This is a genomic window from Dactylosporangium sp. NPDC000521, assembly GCF_042898305.1.
GTDB lineage: Bacteria > Actinomycetota > Actinomycetes > Mycobacteriales > Micromonosporaceae > Dactylosporangium.
On record NZ_JBIAYW010000001.1, the window covers coordinates 330,500 to 349,744 of the forward strand.

General features: G+C 70.6%; 12 protein-coding genes. 6 read left to right on the plus strand and 6 right to left on the minus strand.

The features are described 5' to 3' along the window. Positions 1 to 361: 361 nt before the first annotated feature. Entirely contained in the window at positions 362 to 5,704 is a 5,343-nt protein-coding gene (locus ACFY3L_RS01515; protein ID WP_389317367.1) for an AAA family ATPase, read from the plus strand. A gap of 154 nt (positions 5,705 to 5,858) precedes the next feature. Here ACFY3L_RS01515 and ACFY3L_RS01520 read toward each other — a convergent pair whose 3' ends face one another. Both ACFY3L_RS01520 and ACFY3L_RS01525 read right to left on the minus strand, forming a co-directional pair. After that, the gene (locus ACFY3L_RS01520) at positions 5,859 to 7,739 is read right to left on the minus strand and encodes a DUF4118 domain-containing protein (RefSeq protein ID WP_389317370.1); all 1,881 of its coding nucleotides are present in this window, start codon (positions 7,737 to 7,739) and stop codon (positions 5,859 to 5,861) included. A 533-nt stretch (positions 7,740 to 8,272) separates the two neighbouring features. Next, positions 8,273 to 9,103 (minus strand): hypothetical protein, encoded by an 831-nt coding sequence (locus ACFY3L_RS01525; protein ID WP_389317373.1) that lies wholly within the window; start codon positions 9,101 to 9,103, stop codon positions 8,273 to 8,275. A 323-nt stretch (positions 9,104 to 9,426) separates the two neighbouring features. Here ACFY3L_RS01525 and ACFY3L_RS01530 point away from each other — a divergent pair, with 323 nt between their 5' ends. Further along, the gene (locus ACFY3L_RS01530) at positions 9,427 to 9,900 is read left to right on the plus strand and encodes a hypothetical protein (protein ID WP_389317376.1); all 474 of its coding nucleotides are present in this window, start codon (positions 9,427 to 9,429) and stop codon (positions 9,898 to 9,900) included. A gap of 307 nt (positions 9,901 to 10,207) precedes the next feature. Here ACFY3L_RS01530 and ACFY3L_RS01535 read toward each other — a convergent pair whose 3' ends face one another. Together ACFY3L_RS01535 and ACFY3L_RS01540 are read right to left on the minus strand one after the other, a co-directional pair. After that, the gene (locus tag ACFY3L_RS01535; RefSeq protein ID WP_389317379.1) at positions 10,208 to 11,011 is read right to left on the minus strand and encodes a hypothetical protein; all 804 of its coding nucleotides are present in this window, start codon (positions 11,009 to 11,011) and stop codon (positions 10,208 to 10,210) included. Between the two features lie 653 nt (positions 11,012 to 11,664). After that, positions 11,665 to 12,951 (minus strand): MFS transporter, encoded by a 1,287-nt coding sequence (locus ACFY3L_RS01540; protein WP_389317382.1) that lies wholly within the window; start codon positions 12,949 to 12,951, stop codon positions 11,665 to 11,667. A gap of 113 nt (positions 12,952 to 13,064) precedes the next feature. Between ACFY3L_RS01540 and ACFY3L_RS01545 the strand changes: the two genes are divergently transcribed. The 4 genes from ACFY3L_RS01545 (at position 13,065) to ACFY3L_RS01560 (ending at position 17,620) form a co-directional block, all read left to right on the plus strand. Then, positions 13,065 to 13,556, plus strand: coding sequence for a MarR family winged helix-turn-helix transcriptional regulator (locus tag ACFY3L_RS01545; RefSeq protein ID WP_389317385.1), 492 nt, complete (start codon positions 13,065 to 13,067; stop codon positions 13,554 to 13,556). A 384-nt stretch (positions 13,557 to 13,940) separates the two neighbouring features. Further along, a complete protein-coding gene (locus tag ACFY3L_RS01550) occupies positions 13,941 to 14,846 on the plus strand; it encodes a phosphotransferase enzyme family protein (protein ID WP_389317388.1) in 906 nt (301 codons plus the stop codon). Positions 14,847 to 14,862: 16 nt separating this feature from the next. Further along, positions 14,863 to 15,357: a hypothetical protein gene (locus ACFY3L_RS01555; RefSeq protein ID WP_389317391.1), complete on the plus strand. Its 495-nt coding sequence runs from the start codon at positions 14,863 to 14,865 to the stop codon at positions 15,355 to 15,357. Positions 15,358 to 15,637: 280 nt separating this feature from the next. Next, positions 15,638 to 17,620, plus strand: coding sequence for a DUF4132 domain-containing protein (locus tag ACFY3L_RS01560; RefSeq protein WP_389317393.1), 1,983 nt, complete (start codon positions 15,638 to 15,640; stop codon positions 17,618 to 17,620). 309 nt (positions 17,621 to 17,929) lie between these two features. On the opposite strand, the gene ACFY3L_RS01565 is transcribed toward ACFY3L_RS01560, so the two are convergent. Together ACFY3L_RS01565 and ACFY3L_RS01570 are read right to left on the minus strand one after the other, a co-directional pair. After that, the gene (locus tag ACFY3L_RS01565; RefSeq protein ID WP_389317396.1) at positions 17,930 to 18,793 is read right to left on the minus strand and encodes a hypothetical protein; all 864 of its coding nucleotides are present in this window, start codon (positions 18,791 to 18,793) and stop codon (positions 17,930 to 17,932) included. Beyond that, complete coding sequence (locus tag ACFY3L_RS01570; RefSeq protein WP_389317398.1) at positions 18,793 to 19,104, minus strand: PadR family transcriptional regulator; 312 nt, start codon at positions 19,102 to 19,104, stop codon at positions 18,793 to 18,795. The genes ACFY3L_RS01565 and ACFY3L_RS01570 overlap by 1 nt, the downstream gene beginning before the upstream one ends. Positions 19,105 to 19,245: the final 141 nt, after the last annotated feature.

The window sequence follows — 19,245 nt, forward strand, 5'->3', positions numbered from 1 at the left end:
GCGGAGTCTGGCCGCCGATACGTGCGGTTGGCGACCAGACCGGAACGCCGGATGCCAGCCAGCCGCATAGCGCGGACTGGGATGGAGCCGTGAGGACGTAGGCGCCGGCGACGTAGCGGTAGGAGTCGACGCGCGGCACCACGGAAGTGCGCGCAGTCCGCGCTCGCAGCGTGCTGTGGAGCGGTGGCGCTGATGGTGTCGCGGACGGGCGGCTGGAACCGCACTCACCCGGAAACGGGCGTCAGTACCGTAGAGGTGGGGTTTCGACCGTCCGCGGAGGTGCCGGATGGGAGCAGGCGTAGCGGGCCGGGTTCCGCCTGACCGCGTACTCCACGAGAGTGAGCGCACGAGGGTCAGTCGGGTGTCGGTCGGTGCGCGCGTGGTCATCTGCAAGGAGCCGCTGGGGCCGGACGCGTCGCAGCGGGTGCAGCACGAGGTCGCGATCCTCGAGCGCCTGCGCGGTGTCCGGGGCGTCGCACAGCTGGCGGAGGCGCCGCGGTGTCCGGGGTCGGTCTGCATGGCCGATGTCGGCGGCACGAGCCTGAGTGCGTTGACGAAGCCGCTGGCGGTCGCGGACCTGATCCCGCTCGCGACGGAGCTGGCCCGCGCGGTGGCGGGAATGCACCGCCGGGATGTGCTGCACCGTGACATCACGCCGGCGAACGTCCTGATCTGCCGGGACGGCGCGCCGTGCCTGGTCGACTTCGGCTTGGCCTCGTCACTGGCGCAGATCCGCCCGGAGTTCACCCACCACAGTGAGATCGTGGGGACGCTGGCGTACCTGGCGCCGGAGCAGACCGGGCGCACCGGCTGGCCGGTGGATCAGCGGGCCGACCTGTACGCGTTGGGTGCGACGCTGTACGAGCTGGCGACGGGTGAGCCGCCGTTCGGCTCCGGCGACCCGCTGCGGCTGACACACGATCATCTCGCTCGGGTGCCGGTGCCGCCGGCTCAGGTGAACCCGGCCCTGCCGGCGCCGTTGTCCGAGATCATCATGCACCTGCTGCAGAAGGAGCCGGGCAACCGGTATCAGACGGCCGATGGCCTGGTGTACGACCTGGAGCGGTTGCGTGACGCCGGCCCGGCGGCCGAGCTGCGGGTCGGCGAGCGTGATGTTCCGCTGCGGCTGATGCCGCCGTCGCACCTGGTGGGTCGCGACGCGGAGGTGGCGGCGCTGACGGCGGCGTTCGAGGAGGCGCTGGCCGGTCGGTGCCGTGGGGTGCTGATCAGCGGGGCTGCAGGGGTTGGTAAGACAGCCCTCGTCGATGAACTGCGCCCGGTGGTGACCGGCTGCGACGGCTGGTTCGTGACGGGCAAGTTCGACCGGTACCGGCGCGACCTGGAGTTCGACGCGTTGGTTCAGGCGTTTCGCGGGTTGGGTCAGCTGTTGCTGGCCGAGCCGGAGGACGAGCTGTCCGAGGTGTGCGAGCGGATGTTGCGTGCGGCCGGGCCGAACGCCGGCCAGCTGGCCGCGGTCGTGCCGGGGTTCGCGGCGCTGCTGGGGGTGCCGCCCGATCCTGGCGATCCGCTGACCGCGCAGGCGCGGGTGCAGCGCACGTCGGCGGAGGTGTTGCGGGCGGTCGCCTCGCGGAAGCGGCCGATGGTGGTGTTCGTGGACGACCTGCAGTGGGCGGGGCGCACGCCGCTGGGCATGGTCGATCTCATGCTGAGCGAGGAGCCGGTCGAGGGCCTGTTGCTGGTGGCCGCCTATCGGGAGGGTGAGGTGGACGCGGCCCATCCGCTGACGGCGCCGCTGAGTCGGTGGCAGGACCAGGCCGGGGTGCGGCACCTGCGGCTGGTCGACCTGCCTGTGCCCGGCACGGTCACCCTCGTCGCGGACATGCTCCGCGTGCCGCGGGCCGAGGCGGCCCGCCTGGTGGAGCTGCTCGACCCGTTTGTGTCCGGCAATCCGTACGAGACGGTGGAGCTGCTCAATGCGCTGCGGCGCGACGGTGCGCTGACCGCGACCGCTGCCGGGTGGCGGTGGGATTCGGCGTCTGTGCGGGCTCGGTTGGACCGGCCGGAGGTTTCCGGGTTGCCGGCGGTGGGTGTCGCGGCGGTGCCCGGGCCGTCGCGACGGGTGGTGGAGGCCATGGCGTGTCTCGGCGGGAGGAGCGAGCTGAGCCTGTTGCAGGCCGCCACCGGTGTACCGGACGGCGTGCTGGAACAGCTGCTGGCGCCGGCGCTCGCCGAGGGGCTGCTCGTGATGGAGCCCGGTGCGCATCAGGGCGTGCGGTTTCGTCACGACCGGATCCGCGACGGGGTCCTGGACGGGCTGACACCGGGGCAGCGAGCCACGTTGCATCTGGACATGGCGCGGCGGCTGGCGCGCGTGCCGGAGTTGTTCGCGGCGGCCGCGGAGCAGTACCTGCCGGTGATCGACGCCGTACAGGATGCCGATGAGCGCCGGCAGGTGGTGGGACTGTTGCGGCGAGCCGCCGGCCAGGCGGCCTTGATCGGCGACTACGTCCTGGTCAACGCGCTGCTGGCCGCCGCCGTACCGCTCATCGATCCCGGCGACACCACCACGCTCGTCGAGGTCAGCACCACCCGCCACCGCGCCCTGTACAGCGTGGGCCGCCTCGAGGAGGCGGACGAGGAGTACCGCACCATCGAGGGGCTGTGTCCCACGGCCCTGGATCGTGTGGACGCGACGGTGGTGCAGGCGCGCAGCCTGATGCACCGCAACCGCAGCCCGGAGGCGATCGCGCTCGGCCTGGAGTCGCTGCGGGAGCTCGGCCTCGCCGTCCCGGCCGCGGATCGGCTCGCCGCGGCCCTCGACCACCACATCACCTTTCTGTACCGGTGGCTGGAGCGCACCGAGGACGCCGATGAGCTGGCCCGGCCGGACCTCACCGACCCGACGCTGCTCGCCGCGTCCCGGCTGATCAGCGCGATCCTGGGGGCGGTCTACTTCGCCGCCGACCAAGCCACCTTCGACTGGTTGAGTCTGGAGTCGCTGCGGATCTGGATCGAGCACGGTCCCGCCCGTTCCCTGCTCGGCCCGGCCAGCCACACCGCCTTCACCGCCATGGAGACCTACAACGACTACGCCGCCGGGTGGCGGGTGATGCGGCGGGTCCTGGCAATGGGTGAGGCACGCGGCTATGAGCCCGAGACCTCACAGGTGCGCTTCCTGTCGTCACTGCTGAGCTGCTGGTGCGAACCGGTCGAACGCAGTGTCGAGGAGGCTCGGCGGGCCCGGGTGGGGCTTATCGCCGGGGGCGAGCTGGCCAACGCCCTGCACACGTACTTCGTGATCAGCGGGGCCCTGCTGGACTGCGCACCGCTGGACGCCTGCCTGGCCGAGGTGGACGCCGGGCTGGCCTTCGCGCAGCAGACCGGCGGCGCGCACATCGCTGAAACGCTCGACAGCTACCGGTGGCTGGTCGGCGTGCTGCGCGGCGGCCGCTCCGGCACGGCCGGCGAGGCACTGCCGGCGGAACGGTACGCCGGCAACCCGCTGGCCGCGCTCCACGCGCATGCGACCCGCGCGCTCGCCGCCGCCGTCTTCGGTGATCCGGCCGGCCTGACCCGGCACGCCACAGCGGCGATGCCGCTGCTGCCGGCTTCCCCGGGCGTGTACATCGCAGCCCTGGTCCATGTGCTGCACGGGCTGGCACTCGCCGGGCAGGTCCGTGCCGCCGCCGGGGGAGAACGGGACGGGCTGCTGCGTGAACTGGATGAGGAGACGCGTTGGATGGCCGCCCGGGCCAGGGACGCGCCGCCCAACTTCCAACACCTGGTGCGGCTGCTCGAGGGCGAACGGGCCTGGGCGGTCAGTGACTTCCGCGCCGCCGTCCGCGCCTTCGACGCCGCGCTGCGCGGCGTCGCCGAGCAGGAGCGCCCATGGCACCGCGCCCTGATCTCCGAACGCGCGGCCCGGTTCCTCCTCGACCACGGCGTCGAACGCTCCGGCTTCGGCCTGCTCGTCGAAGCCCGTCGCGAATACCTCGAATGGGGCGCCATCGCGAAAGTCACCCAACTGGACTGGGCTTACCCGAAACTGCGGCTCCAGCCCGATCCGAACGTCGGCCCGGCGGCCGACCTGTCCCGCCGCCGCTCCACCGTCACGACCGGCACGATCGACCTGCTCGGCATCGTCGCCGCCTCCCAGGCACTCAGCTCCGAAACCAGTATCGACGGACTCCACACCCGCCTGGTCAACGTCCTCAGCGCGCTGACCGGCGCCACCGGTGTACATCTCCTCATGCGCAGCGACGACCAACACGAATGGCTCCTGCCCGCACCCGGCCGCGTCGTCCCTGTCGCCGGCCCCGGCCACGAACAACTCGCACCACTGTCCGTCCTGCGATACGCCCAACGGACACACGCCCCGCTCGTCGTCGACGACGCCACCCGCGACGACCGCTTCTCCCGCGACCCCTACTTCACCGACGTCACCTGCTGCTCCCTGCTCGCCGTGCCGATCGTCAGCCGCGGCACCCTCCGCGCCGTGCTCCTGCTGGAGAACCGCCTCATCCGCGGCGCCTTCACCACCGACCGGCTCGACGCCGTCGAGCTCATCGCCGGTCAACTCGCCGTCTCCCTCGACAACGCCCACGTCTACGCCGAAAACCGCCGCATCGCCAGGGAACAGGCCGCCCTCCGACGCGTCGCCACCCTCGTCGCCCAGGGCGCCGGCCCCGGCCCCGTCTTCACCGCGGTGGCAGAGGAGGTCGCTGCCCTCTTCGGGGCCGACAACACGGCAATCGTCCGGTTCGAGCCGGACGGCGAGGTGACCGTCATGGGAGGCTACCCGCTGGAAGTCCCACGATCAGCTCCACGTGCCAAGCTCGACGCCGGCTCGGTGCTGGCATCGGTCCAGTCCACCGGCCGGGCGGCCCGCCGCGACGTGGCCCGGCCCAACTGGGCGGACCTTCACATCCCGAGCCGCTGGGCGGTCGCCAGCCCGATCGCTGTCGAAAGCGCGCTCTGGGGCGCCATCGGCGTCGGATCCCGGCATCAGCCGCTGCCCCAGGACACCGAACACCGTCTGGGCGACTTCACCGAGCTCGTGGCCACCGCGATCGCCAACACCGAGAGCCGTGCCGAGCTCACCACCTCCCGCGCCCGCATCGTCGCCACCGCCGACCAGACGCGCCGACGCATTGAACGTGACCTGCACGACGGCGCCCAACAGCGCCTCATCGCGCTCGCTCTGCAGCTGCGCGCGGCCCAGGCAGCGCTCCCACCTCACCTCGACACGCTCGCTCAGCAACTCGAACAGGCCGTCGCCACAGCCGCCACCGCAGCCAACGAGCTCCGCGAGACCGCGCGCGGCATCCATCCCTCGATCCTCACCCACGGCGGACTCGGCCCGGCCCTGCGCGCACTCGCCCGCCGCTCACCGATCCCCGTCGAGCTGAACCTGCACAGCGTGGGACGGCTACCGGAACCGATCGAGGTCAGCGCCTACTACATCGTTGCCGAGGCACTCACCAACGCCGCGAAACACTCCCACGCCTCAACCATCGCCGTCACCATCATCACCGACCCCGCCCTGCGCGTCACCGTCCAGGACGACGGCATCGGCGGCGCCGACTTCACCCACGGCACCGGCCTCCTCGGTCTCAAGGACCGCGTCGAAGCACTCGGCGGCCGCATCACCCTGCACAGCCCACACGGCGCCGGTACCCGTCTCACCGTCGACATACCGCTCACGGCCGCGGACGGCGCCCCCGAGCAGCGACCGGCCCCGTAGGCCCAGCCGCGCGGTCCCGCACGCCGGTACGGCTTGCGTTCCGCCATGTCGATCACGGACCAGGCGCTGGCCACAACGCGCTGGGCGTGAGGGGGACTTCTCGCCGTATTGGATCCGGCCAGCGGCAGCTCGGCGGCCGTACCGGTGTGCCTGTTCAGGTTTCACCGAATGACCAGTCGGCCTCCGAACTCCGGCGGTCCTGGCCGCCCATCGGCAGCCGCGCGTCGACGGTCGCGCCTCGGCTGGCGGGGCTCGTCAGCGTCAGCGTCCCGCCGAGTGCCTCGACGCGGTCGCGTACACCGGCCAGACCGGCATCCCGGTCCGCGCCGCCCTCGCCGTCGTCGTGAATCCTCACGCTGAGGACCTCGTCCTGCACGGTCGCGTCCGTTGCCGACTCCTCGGTGATGACGCCGAACTCGACCTCGATCGCCGAGGTTCCCGCGTGTTCGGCCGAGTCGGCGAGCGCCTCGGCGACCACGTGGTAGGCGGCGACCTCGACGAAGCCTGGCAGGCGACCATGCGGCCCGCCGCGGACCGTCACCGGGACCGGGCAACGGCGAGCGAGCGCCTTGACCGCGGGGACGAGCCCGCCCTGGGACAGCAGCGACGGATGGATGCCGCGGACGATCCCCTGGAGGGCCTCGAAGGCGCCGGCCAGCCCCGCGGCGGTGTCCGACAGCCGGGACCGCAGCTCGCCGAGCTCCTCGGGGACCAGCGCCTCGGCCACGCGCAACTCGAGCCCGAGCGAGATGAGCCGCTGCTGCACACGGTCGTGGAGTTCGCGTTCGATGCCGCGGCGAGCGTCGTCCGCGGCGAAGACGAGGCGGGCCCGTGACGCGGTGAGCTCCGCACGGCTCTCGGTGTTGACGATCGCGGTCGCGACGAGGTCGGTGAACTGGGCGAGCTCATGCTCGGTGCCGGAGGGCGGTGGACCGGTCCAGCCCCAGTATCCGATGAGGACACCCCAGACCTGGCCGTCGACGATGATCGGCGCGCCGACGGAGGCGCGGAGGCCCTCGGCATGGGCGATGTCGACGACTGGGCCGCTGCTGTCCTGGTAGGAGTCCAGGCGAGCCGGACGGGCGTCGCGCAGCACCAGGTCCGTGACTCCACCGGAGACGTCGAGCCGCTTGCCCAGCAGCAGCAGGACTCCCGGCCTCCTGCTCCACTCGGCGACGACAGTCACCGTACTGGGGCCTTCCCGGCGCAGCACTCGGACGGCGTCCGCGTCGAACAGTTCAGCTGCCTCGGCGGCAACCGCGGCGACCAGCTTGGCCGGAGCGACGCCGCGGGCCACGAGCTCCGCCACCCGCCGCAACGCCGCCTGTTGCGTGAGCAGCGCCTCCAATTCAGTCCGGCTCGCCTGCAGCGTCCTGCCGGCCCGCAACACCGTCGCCAGCCCGGGCACCACACCGTCGCGCAGGCGCCCCATGACACGGTCCGGCAGATCCGCGGACACGACGAGCGCGCCCGGTTGCAGCGGCAGCTGCACCCGGCCCTCGTGCGGGGGTACGGCGTCGAGCTCGATCGCCGCGTACGGCAGACGCATGGCCTGCGCGATCCGGGCGGAGGCCTCCGGAAGGACCGCTCGTACATCGTCGGCGCCGAGGATGAGCCGGGTCACCTCGGCGACCGCGTCGCTCTCCCGGCGCCGCTCGATGGTCTCGATCGCCCCCGCGCGGGCCAGCTGCGCCACCGAACTGGCGACCCCGGCCACCATGAGGTAGACCGAGAGCCCGAGCCAGTCCCGCCAGTCCTCCGTCTCGAACTGCCAGACCGGCGGAGTGTAGAAAAAGTCGAATGCGATCGTGCTGGCGATCGACGTCGCCACACCCAGCCACAGGCCCCACACCGTGGAGACGACGAGGACACCGGGCAGGTAGACGATGGCCAGGGCCTCCACGGCGGCGATGTGCCGGAGCGGGAAGACCAGCAGCGTCTCCATGACGATCAACCCGACGCCGACCGCGATTCCTGTGGCGAGTGGCGGTGGTCCCAGCCGTACCAGCCACGCCGCCAAGCGTGCCTGCATCATCGGTCTCCTTCTCCCGCGGTTCCGTGTGTCGGATCGGACGGAAACCGGTCGAGCGGAGTCAACCATTCGATGCTACGGCGTTTTTTGGTAGGTCGGTTCGTTCGGACACGTCGCGGTCCGCAGCCGCAGGCCACCCCTGGGTCACCCCTCCACCAGCGCGGGTCCGGTTCGCGCTGTTCGGTGTCTGTGCGGTGGCGTAGCCGTCTGGTCAACCATTCAGTGCCGCTGTACAGTCAGCTCACTTGTGCTCGAACGGTTCGCCGAACCCCCCTCGGCGAATCAGCACATGGCCATGCGGCGCATTCCACGCCCCTGGGTGCGCCGCGCGGTCACGTCCAACAGCAGCTGACGCTGTCCACGCCGTCCTCAACGCGCGGCGCGCCGGGCACGCAATCCCGTAGAGGGACAGCTCCGCGAACCAGCGCCGGCCGCGGTGCCTGCCACCGCCACCGTGGCCGCGGAGTGCCATACGCCAGGCAACGATCGCGACAACCACTCGATGCGAACTGCCCGCCCTGTGGGCCCGGATCGCTCTATCTATGGTCAGGTAGGTCGTACCGGCGCGGTTTAGAGCGGCCGGTCGTCCAGATGACCTCGTCCGGATCCATGCTCAGGACCGGTCCGCCGGCGGCGATCGCCTCCAGCGCGGTGGCCAATTGATGCGCCTTCGCGTCATCGAGCCGCGCGACGTCAAGGGGTTCGCTGACCCCCAGGCGCAACTCGCGAGCCTTGAAGGTCCACCGAGCGTAACTGCGAACCGACGTCAGCAGCGGCGGCCCGTCCGTCGGCAAGGGCGACGTCCGCCCGTTCCCCCGCCCACTCACATTCCACAGCGCGTGCTCGGCGAGGACCACGGTGTTCTGGACCGACCAGCCGCTGCCGAGTTCCCGTACCACGTAGAAGTACGCCTCGCGAGCTTCGTAGCCATGACCGCTCATGCCTCCGCTGCGCCAGAAGGACCGTTCCTTCACCACCGCCACGGCTTCCGCCGGTACTCGGCGAGCGACCAAGGAAGCCTCCGCCGCCACGATGGCGGCGCGGATCCGGCTGGGCATGGCAGCCCGCACCTCGTCCTGCCGCCGCTGTTTGTCGGCGCGGCTCTTCGCCTCCTTCTCTTGCTGCGCCCGCTTGAGCGGGCCGAGGCAGGCACCACACGTGCGGGCCCCCTGATAGAGCGTCGAGTGCCCGACCTCCCCGCAGACGTACGCCCCGCAGTGAACGCACTGGCCGATCGCGAATGTGCCGCACGCGCAGGTTTCGCCCGATGTCGACGGCGTTCCCTCGCGGTACCGATGGTTGCAGGAACCGAACATCGGGGTCTGCCGACTGCCGTAGCCCTGCATGCCGACGAGCACGCTGGACACGCACTCGTAGTACCCCGGCGCGATCAGCTGCCGTTCCCTGCCTCCGCACTTCGGACACATGCTTGGTATCCCACCAGTCGCTCGGTGCAGGGAATATCGGCTGTCCGGCCGGAGACAGCGACCGCCGGGCACGGGCCACTCGCTATCTGGCGTACGCCAAGGCTTGTATCGGCTGCGGCGAGTTGAACGGGAACAGGGGTTCACTCGGTGGCATCGAGGTACCCATCAAATACTGACGCCGCGCCTGCCCGTCAGCCGGCGTCGTCCCGCCGGCTGACGGGTTTGCGTCGGTCCGGCGTGCGGCTCAGGTAGCGTGCCGACACATGAGCTATGACCTCACGTTCTCGCTGAAGCACTCGGCTTCACCGTCCGACGCTGAGGATGTCGAGGACGACGAGGGCTGGGACGACGATGACGACGACGAGGCGTTGGCGGCGCCGGACGGCGCGGCCTGGGAGCGCATCGTCGAGGAGTCGCGGAGCGTCCTGGGCGACCTCGACGTTCGTCGGCATGATGGCTACTTCGAGCTTGACCACGAGCCCACCGGCATTCAGGTGAGCCTGTACGCGGACGAGGCCGACGTGACGGTCCCGTACTGGTATTCGGGGGCCGAGGCCGAGGCGATCGTCCGGGTGATGTATCAGATCGGCGAGATCGTGGAACGCTGCACGGGGATGGTCGGACGGGATGAGCAGGTCGGCCTGCCGGTGGCCGACGCTGCTGGCCGGCAGCAGCTCGCGGTCTCCGTCTTCAACCACGTGTCGGGCACGGTTGTCCGCCCCCAAGCTGAGCAGTAGAGCGCCGCGGAGCGGTCGGCCGGCTTCCCGCTGCTGCCGTGTTCGGCGGTCGATGATGGACGACCGGCGGCCGCCGGCCAGGCGGGCGGGAGGCCTTCGATCTACCGGTCCCGCGCCCGCCGCTCCTCCACCACCTGACCCACCGTCCGTCCGACCTCATCCAGCGGGCTGACGGGGGACCGCTCGGACCTCCTCGCCGGTGCGGGTGACGCGGCGCTGGGCCGGGGCCGGGCACAGGTCGCCGGCGGCGAGGACGACAGGGGCTCTGCGGAGCGCCGCGGCCTCCAGTACCAGTACCCGTATCGTGTCAGCCCCAGCCGTTTTCGAGTTTCAGGATTCGATGACGTCGCGTCGTGACGTCGTCAGGTACGTCACCAGGCCGACGACGACCACGAGGAAGGACGGTACCGAGGCCGAGACCGCCGTCGGCGCGCGCTTGGGACAGCCAGTCGCCGAGTGAAGCGCCGAGCGGCCGGGTGAGCACGTATGCCGCCCAGAACGCGAACACGCCGCCGAGCATGGTGAAACGGTAGCCGATCGCGATCACCACGATGAGCGCTGCGAAGATCGCGGCCGAGGGCAGGTAGCCGAGGCTGAGCCGCTCCGCGACGAGGTCACCGGCGGCGGTGCCGAGCGCGAACGTGAACAGGATCGCCGCCCAGTAGAACCATTCGCGGCGACACGTGGTGATGGAGTGGATCGAAAGGGTGCGTTCGCTGCGGTACCAGAGGACGAACGTCGCGGCGAGCAGGACGCTGAACACGATGGTGGTGACGACGAGGGAGACGCCGAAGCTGTCGGTGAGGTTGTCGGTGACGAGCGTGCCGGCGACGCTGACGAGGATGACGACCAGCCAGTACCGCCATGGGACGTAGCGGTCGGCGCGCAGTTGCAGCGTCAGTGCGATTGCGAGGGCCACGGCCATGATGCCGGTGGTCGCGCCGAGCCCGATGCCGAGGTTGAAGTTGAGCAGGTCCGCGGCGGTCTCCCCGACGGTGGTGGCGAGCACCTTGATGATCCAGAACCAGACCGTGACCTCGGGGACCTTGTTCGCCAATCCGCGCAGGGCAGGCCGCATCCAGACGCGGTCGACGTTCGTGTCTCGATTCATACGGCACAGGCTCACACTTCGTACCTGAACGGCCGCTGAAAACGTCATGACCTGGGTCCCGCCTGTGTGACCCGGAATCCCGGTGGCGTCACCGAGACGGATCCGGTGGCGGACGGCGCGTTGAGCGCGGCGCACGACGTCGCCCGTGATCTGCGCCCTCGCGTTCACCGTACGGGTGGCGCAATCGCCGATCGTTGGAACGATCGCCAGGAGTAGTCCAGGCATCCGATGAAGCCGACCGGGTCGTCGGCGAAGCCATCGAGCAGCACCGCTGCTCCTGGCGGCGCGACTTCCGCGACGGTTCCCGTCAGGTGTCACCGATGCTCACGGTCGCCATGAACGCCGTGAGGGCTTGGCCGTCTTCCATCGTCTTCATGATTCCAGGGCGCTCGCAGGGCGTTCAAATGGCGATGCCCTCGACACGGTTCCGGCGCGCAACCCGTCACTCGGCAGCGGGTCGGGGAACGCGACCTTCGGCGATGCGTCGGGAGATCAGTTTGGTATGCCATCCGTGCGGCCCCGTCACATGAATGGTTCTTCGACTGGTCGCCTGACCGCGCCGGGGCGAGCGGCATCCGCCGGTCCTGTGATGATGGCGCCGCGCTGAGTCCTCACCAGTCGGTCGTCGCCCCAACGCCGAAGGTCGGCGCCGGTCAGCGGCGCTCGGCGGTCTTCTCGAAGTCGATGGCGTCCGGGGCGCCGCCGAACTCGTCGGCGACCTCGCCGGCCACGTCGTCGGCGGTGCCGTGCAGCGTGCCGGTCGCCATGGCGGCGTCGGCCGCGGCGAGCGGCTTGTGGCCGGTGGACAGCACGAGGACGCCGAGCAAGACGGCGACCGCGCCGACGACGAACGGCACGTGGATGTTCCACTGGTCGACCATCTTGCCGGCGGCGAAGGGGGCCAGGCCACCGCCGATGAAGCGGACGAACCCGTACGCGGCGGAGGCGATCGGCCGTTCGACCGGTGAGACCAGCATGACGGCCTGGGTGGTCAGCGTGTTGTTGATGCCGGCCATGACGCCGGACAACACGACGCAGACGATGACGGTCCAGCGGCTCTCGGTGAACACGCCGATCAGCAGGATCAGCACCGCGAACGCGCTGAGCGCGCCGTAGAGCGATGGTGCGGTGCCGAACCTGCGCTGCAGCCAGGGCGCGCCGGTGATGGAGAAGAAGGCCAGCAGCAGCCCCCAGGCGAAGAAGACGAACCCGAGCTGGATCTCGTTGAGCTTCATCGGGTAGGGGGCGTAGCCGAGCATCGTGAAGAAGCCCCAGTTGTACAGCAGCGCGGTGATGCCCATGGTGAGCAGGCTCCGGTGCCGCAGGGCCCGGATCGGCGCGGACAGCGGGGTGGGCCGGGCCGGTTTCGGGGTCGGCTCGACCAGGATCACGGTGGCCAGCAGGGCGATCGCCATGAGCACGGCGACGCCGAAGAACGGGCCGCGCCAGCTGATGTTGCCCAGCATGCCGCCGATGAGCGGGCCGGCGGCGATGCCGAGGCCCAGGGCCGCCTCGTAGAGCACGATGGCGCCGGCGAAGCCGCCGGTGGCGGAGGCGACGATGACCGCCAGGCTGGTGGCGATGAACAGCGCGTTGCCCAGCCCCCAACCGGCCCGGAAGCCCACGATGCCGCCGATCGAGCCGGACAGCCCGGCCAGCGCGGCGAAGACGACGATGAGACTGAGGCCGGTGATGAGGGTCGCCTTGGCGCCGATGCGGCTGGCGACCCAGCCGGTGAAGAGCATGGCGACCGCGGTGACCAGCAGGTAGCTGGTGAACAGCAGGCTGACCTGGCTGGGCGTGGCGCGCAGCTTCTCCGACAGTGCCGGCAGGATCGGATCGACCAGCCCGATGCCCATGAAGCTGACCACACAGGCGAAGGCGACCGCGAAGACCGCCCGGGGCTGCTTGAACAACGACTGACCGGCAGCGGAACTCACCGGTTCACCTCCGCGGAGACAGGATGCCGGCGGTGCGCGACGTCGAGCCGTCGTTCGGTGCAGCCGCCAAGAAGGAACATCAGCGGCTTCCACTCTAGATGCATAATGGGGTTATGCAAACGGAGATCGGTACGAGTCCCGGGTCACAGCTGCTGCCGGTGCTGTCAGGACTGGTCGACCTGCTACGCCAGCTGCAAGAGCCGGACCAGCCGAGCTCGGTCGCGCTGACCGTGCTGCGGCTGCTGTCGGAGCACGGCGCCGGACGGGTGACCGACCTGGCGCGGCTGGCCCGGGTCTCCCAGCCGGGCATGACGCAACTGGTCGGCCGGATGGAGAAGGCCGGACTGGTACGGCGCGTCGCCGACCCCGGCGACGGGCGGGTCGTGCTCGTGGAGCTCACCGCGGCCGGTCGCGAACAGCGCGTCCGCACGTTCGCGTACCACGCCGCAACCCTCGACGCGCTGTTCGAGCAACTGGATCCGCACGACAGCGACGCCATCAGGCAGGCGCTACCAGCCCTGACCCGTCTGGTCGACGCGGGGCAGCGGGGTATGGCAGCGGAGACGCAGTCAGCCGAACCAGTGCCGGCCCGTCCCGTCCGGTAAGGCGACTGCACGGTCCGCCCGCGGGCACCGCGGCCGGTCGGCGCCGGCCGGGGATTCGTCACGCTGTACCGATGATCGTGATCAAGCTCGTGTCGCGTGGCGCTGCGGAGCTCCGCTCCGGACTGCCCCCGCACATCGCGGCCAATGTCTGCGGCCACACGACGATCGACACCACGATGGGGTATGCCGCGATCTACCCCGAGGACGTGATCGCGCATCACCGGGCCGTCCAGGCGCCGATCTTCGCATCTCCCGGCAGTCACTCACTTTTCGCCGTCGACGTGAGGTGCTGCAGCCCGCCGGCGCTTGGCAGAGAGGGGGCCGCAATCGCTGTAGGCACGGGCTGGTCATGCAGATCCACGGCCACTCGAGCCGATACTCGCAATGACGTCGACCGGCAGGACTCGGCAGCGGTACCATCCTGGTTCGATGTGGCGCGAAGCAACCCCGCCGACGACGACTCAGGTCCGCGACGCCTTCGGTGTCGAGGTGGGCGAGTTGCGGCCGCATCCGGGCGGGTTCGAAGCGGATGCGTTCACCGACGGGCGCTGGTTCGTGAAACTCTGGCGCCAGCAGCCCGACAGCGACGCCGCGCTGGCGCTGACCGCTGAGCTGGCGGCTCGGGGCATTCCCGTTCCTGCGGCGCGCCAAGCGCTCGACGGCTCGTACACCTCCAAGCACCATGGCCGGCGCTACGCGCTGTTCCCGTTCGTCGACGGCCGCCAGGCAACGTGGAACGACGCCGACGCGATCGCGCGGGCGATGCGCACCGTGCACGAGATCGCCGACCTCGTCCTGCCCCGCACCGATATGGACGAGTGGTGCATCGAGGTGCTGCGCGACCGGCACGACCACCCGTGGATCGTCGACCGCCGCGACGAGGTCATGGCCAACGTCGACCGGCTCGAAGCGGTGATCGAACGGGCCCGCGCGATCGACGTGCCTCACATCGTGTGCCACCACGACCTGTTCCCTCACAACGTCCTCGTCGACCGCGACGGTCGCGTCGCAACGCTGCTCGACTGGGGTCAGACGATGCTGGCACCGCGCGAGCACGACCTGTTCACCGCCTTGTGCGGACCCGACCCTGCGCGCTTCCTGCACGCCTACGGCGCGCAGCGACTCGACCTCACCCACCTCGAGTACGCCCGGCTCGCCCGTTCGCTGCATGACCTCGCAGCTCGCATCTACAACGAGGTCGACCTGGACGGCGTCAACACGTGGGGTTTCGACTTGTTGCGCCGAGTGGACGCCGACCTCGCACTCGCCCGACCATTCTGCGACCGCTGAGGCCGCCCGATGCGCCGTGATTCCGCGGGAGGACTCGTACGATGTCGCGGACCTGCGGCCGATCGCGGTGGCGGTGAGCCGGCTGCTGGGTTGTGCGGTGCTGACGTCGGTGGTGTTCGACTCGGACCTCGTCGAATGCTGGGTGTACCGGGACGGTGAGCGGGTCCACCGGTACATGTCCGAAGTGGGTGCGGCCGTGGAGTGGTTCGAGGACGACGACGGTGAGTTCAAGGCCAGCTTCGACGGCGTGGTCATCGCCGACGGTGAGCCGGTGCCGCAGCGGCCGCTGGGCGTCGACGCCGCCGCGTTCACGTCGTTCGTGGACGGCACGCCGGACACGGAGCAGATCGAGGCGGCGCTGCGCGGCGCCGAGGACCGGCTGCCCGCCGAACTGCAGCACCGAGTCATCATCGAGAGCCTCGGCCTGCCTCCGGAGGCGTTGACCCTTGGCGCCCGCCATGTCGACCTGCGCAGGTTCCCTGCAGCGCACGTGTGTGCCGTCAGCAGGTAATTGTCGTCGGCACGCGGCGCCCCGGTTCCGGAGGAGGTCCTATGGAACGACATCTGGAGCGGGAACCAGGGGCCCACCGGCAGCGGAGACCGGGGGCCCACGGACGTCTGCCCCTTCTGAGTCAGTGAGCCTTTCCGGGTCACCCCGGGCAAGCACCGTCCTCGAACGCGGTACCGACGGACACGACTAGGATGCAGCTTCGGCGCATGCCTCGGTTGCCGAATGAGTTCGGGGATGAGGTTGATGTCGAGCTCATCCGTGACCTGCGTGAGGTGACTGCGTGACCACGACGGACCTGCCGCCGACGACCGATCCGGCGGCCATTGGGCACGGCGGGCTGCCGGATGTGCTCGTCACCCCGCCGTGGTCCCGCCGCCGCGAGCCGGTCGTGGTGCCCGGCCTGACCCGCTCCGCGCCGCTGGCGTCCGACGGCACGCCGGGAGCCGACGCGCTGCACGCCGTGCCGGACCTCGTCGCGTTGTCGCGGGAGATGGTCACCGAGACGACGCTGCGGCTGCTGCCGTTCACCGGCCCGGAGCTGGCTGACCTGATGATGGAACTGCGGGTGAAGTCCCGGTCGGCGTGGACCCGCGACCTCGCGCGGCAGTGGCTGACCCGCCACCCGGCCGCCGCCGCCCGCGATCTCGTGCCGCCGGCCCTGGAGGAGCCCGGCCCGCGCCGCGAACTCGCCGAGCACGCACTGCTGGCGCTCGCCGCGGACGGTCACCGAGATCTGGTGCTCACCGCCGCCGACAACTACGGTTCGGCGGCCGGCGCCGCGATCCGGGCGATGCTCGACACGGACCCGCTCGAGCTGCTGCCCTCGACGTTGCCGAAGATCCCGCGCTGGGTCGGCGTGCCGACGCTGCCGACGATTCGGCTGCGGGACGGCGTGCGGACCCTGCCGGTCGAGTCGGCGCGGCACGTGGTCACCATGCTCTCGCTGTCCCAGCCCGCCCTGCCGTACGCGGGTCTGGAGATCGTGAAGGACGTCTGCGACCCCGGCTCGCTGGCCGCCTTCGGCCGGGCTCTCCTGCTGCGCTGGGTCGACGCCAACTGTCCGTCGGTCGGCCGATGGGCGCTCGACATGCAGGGCCTCATCGGCGACGACGAGACGGCCCGCAGGCTGGGTCCGCTGATCCGCTCCTGGCCCGGTCACGGCGACCACACCCGGGCCGCGCGCGGCCTCGACGTGCTCACCGCGATCGGCACCGACGTGGCGCTCATGCACATCCAGGGTGTCGCCGACAAAGCCTCCAAGCACAGCACCCGCCGGCTCGCCAAGGAGCGGCTGGAAACCCTGGCCCGGGACACCGGCCTCACCCTGGAGCAGCTCGCGGACCGCCTCGTGCCCGACTTCGGTCTCGACACCGACGGCAGCCTCAGCCTCGACTACGGGCCGCGTCGGTTCGTCGTCGGCTTCGACGAGCACCTCATGCCCTTTGTCACGGACGCCGCCGGTACCCGCCGCGCCGCGCTGCCCAGGCCCGGAGTGAAGGACGACCCGGTCGCCGCGCCCGCCGCGTACCAGCGGTTCCTCGGGTTGAAGAAGGACGTGCGGACCGTGGCGGCCGACCAGATCCGCCGCCTCGAGCGCGCCATGGCCGACCAGCGGCGGTGGAGCAGTGCGGAGTTCCACCGGTACCTGGTGGGACATCCGCTGCTGTGGCACGTCGCGCGCCGGCTGCTCTGGGTGACGTCCGAGGGCCCCGACGGTGGCGAGGCGTGCTTCCGGGTGGCCGAGGACCGCACGTACGCCGACGTGGAAGACGAGCCGATCGTCGTCACCGCGACCGCAACGGTGTGGCTCGCGCACCCGCTCCGGCTCGGTGACCGGTTGGCGGCGTGGGCGGAGGTGTTCGCCGACTACGAGGTCCTGCAGCCGTTCGCGCAGCTGAGTCGCGACGTCCACGTGCTGACCGACAACGAGCGCACTGCCCACAGCCTCGACCGGCAGGTCGGCCGCACCGTCCACGTCGGACAGCTCCTCGGGCTGGTGCGCCGCGGCTGGCGGATGGGCGAGGTCGGCGACGGCGGCATGGTGTGCACGCTGGAGCGCGACCTGCCCGGCGGCGTCGTCGCCTCGATCGACCTCGACCCCGGCATGTTCATCGGCGACGTCACCGCCGAACAGCAGCAGACCCTCGGCAACGTGTGGCTGCCCACCCACGCCGACGGCAAGCTTGTCCCCGGCTTCGGCGCGATCGACCCGGTCGCCGTGTCGGAGCTCATCCATGATCTGCAGGAAGTCAGCAGCAGGTAAGGCGGCACCCTGCCGGTCGACCGATCGTCCGGGTGCTGTCCCGTGTGCGGTGCGGTCTCGCCCGGGGTGACGCCGTCGACCTGTTCCGCGGCGCCTCGGACGCCCGGCCGCGCGGTCTCCAGCTCGGCGGCCGGGTCGGGGTCGTCGCACCCGAGCCCGAGCTGGATGACCTCGGCCAACGCCTCGGTCGTGCCGGCGCGGAAGGCGGGTGCCGCTGCCGGCCTGGTACCACCTGACGTCGTGGCGGCGGCATCTCGCCGACGCGGAACAGCGGCGTCAAGCGGCTGCCGGCCGGGCGCCGAATTGTGCTCAACCTTCCCGGGCTGGTCGTCGCGGCCTGTCGCCTTCCTGTGCTCCCGTCCGTTGTGCCCTGTCGGTGGGAGCGGGCGTGTCCTGGGTGACCGTTGCCCGGAGGCAGAACGTCAGGAGGAACGAGAGGCAGAAGGTGTAGAGCACCGGATACCAGACCAGGGCATCGAACAGGACCGGTACGAACGCTGTTCCGCCTTCTTCGCTCCATCCGCGGTACGGCAGCATGTTGACCCAGTACGCCAGCCATGGGTTGCCCGTCGGTCCGGCGCCATTGATCAGCACCAGCATCGTCGTCGCGAGCTGGGGCAGCGTGAAGGCCCCGATCGCCGCGGCCGTCAGCGCGGCCGTGCGCCGGTTGCGGCGAACCAAGGCGACCACCAGTGCGGCCAGTCCGGCCGCGGCCGCAACGAACGCCGCCGTGCTCGCGACCTCCGCGCTGCGATCGATCCGCCCGGCCAGCAACTGGACCAGGTGGGGCGAGGTGAAGAGCGCCAGCACGGCGCCGATGACAACGGCCGCCGGGCCGAATCCGCCGCCCCTTCTGGCGCAGAGCATGCCGCCGGCGAGCCCGACGGGGACGATGGCTGACGGCACCGTGCTGAACCCCAGCAGCGGCACTGCCAGGCACGCCAGCACGGTGGCGGCGGTGACCGTCAGCCGTCGGGGCGTGCGCCGTAGCACATCGGGTAGGTCGGCTGTCATCATCTTCTCTGCTCGATCGGTCAGCGCGGACCAGGCGACGTCGGTGAGGTCGCGCACCGGGGTGCGCGACTGTTCCAGCAGCGCGGCGATCTCCTCGCCGTAGCGCTTGCGTACTGCTGGGGGGTACAGCGCGAGCACTGCCGCGTGCAGCCGGCGCATCAGGTCACCGCCAGGCGACGTAGGCCCACTGCGGCCACCGACCTGGTGCGCTCCAGTTCCGCCTGGAGCATCTGCCTTCCCACAGGAGTGAGCTGATAGGGCTTACGTCTGTCCTGGGCTGCCAGGGCCTCGATGAGCCCACGCTCTTGCAGGCGCTTGATCGCCCCGTACAGCGTGCCCGGTCCGGGGCGATCGCCGGTAACCATGCCGATGTCCTCCTGGATGGCATAGCCGTGCTTCGGGCCGTCCGCCAGACTGACCAGGACAAGCAGCCCGGGCTCGGAGAACCTGCCCAGCTCGGAAAGGCTCACGGGAGTCACCTCCTACTACGCAGAACGTAGTATCGCCGGGCGTAGTAGCAACGTCAAGCTGTCGAGGCATGCCCGGACTGTACCCGCCTCTTGCATTGTCACAATGCATTGCGACAGAGTGGAGCGGTGATCTCCTTCATC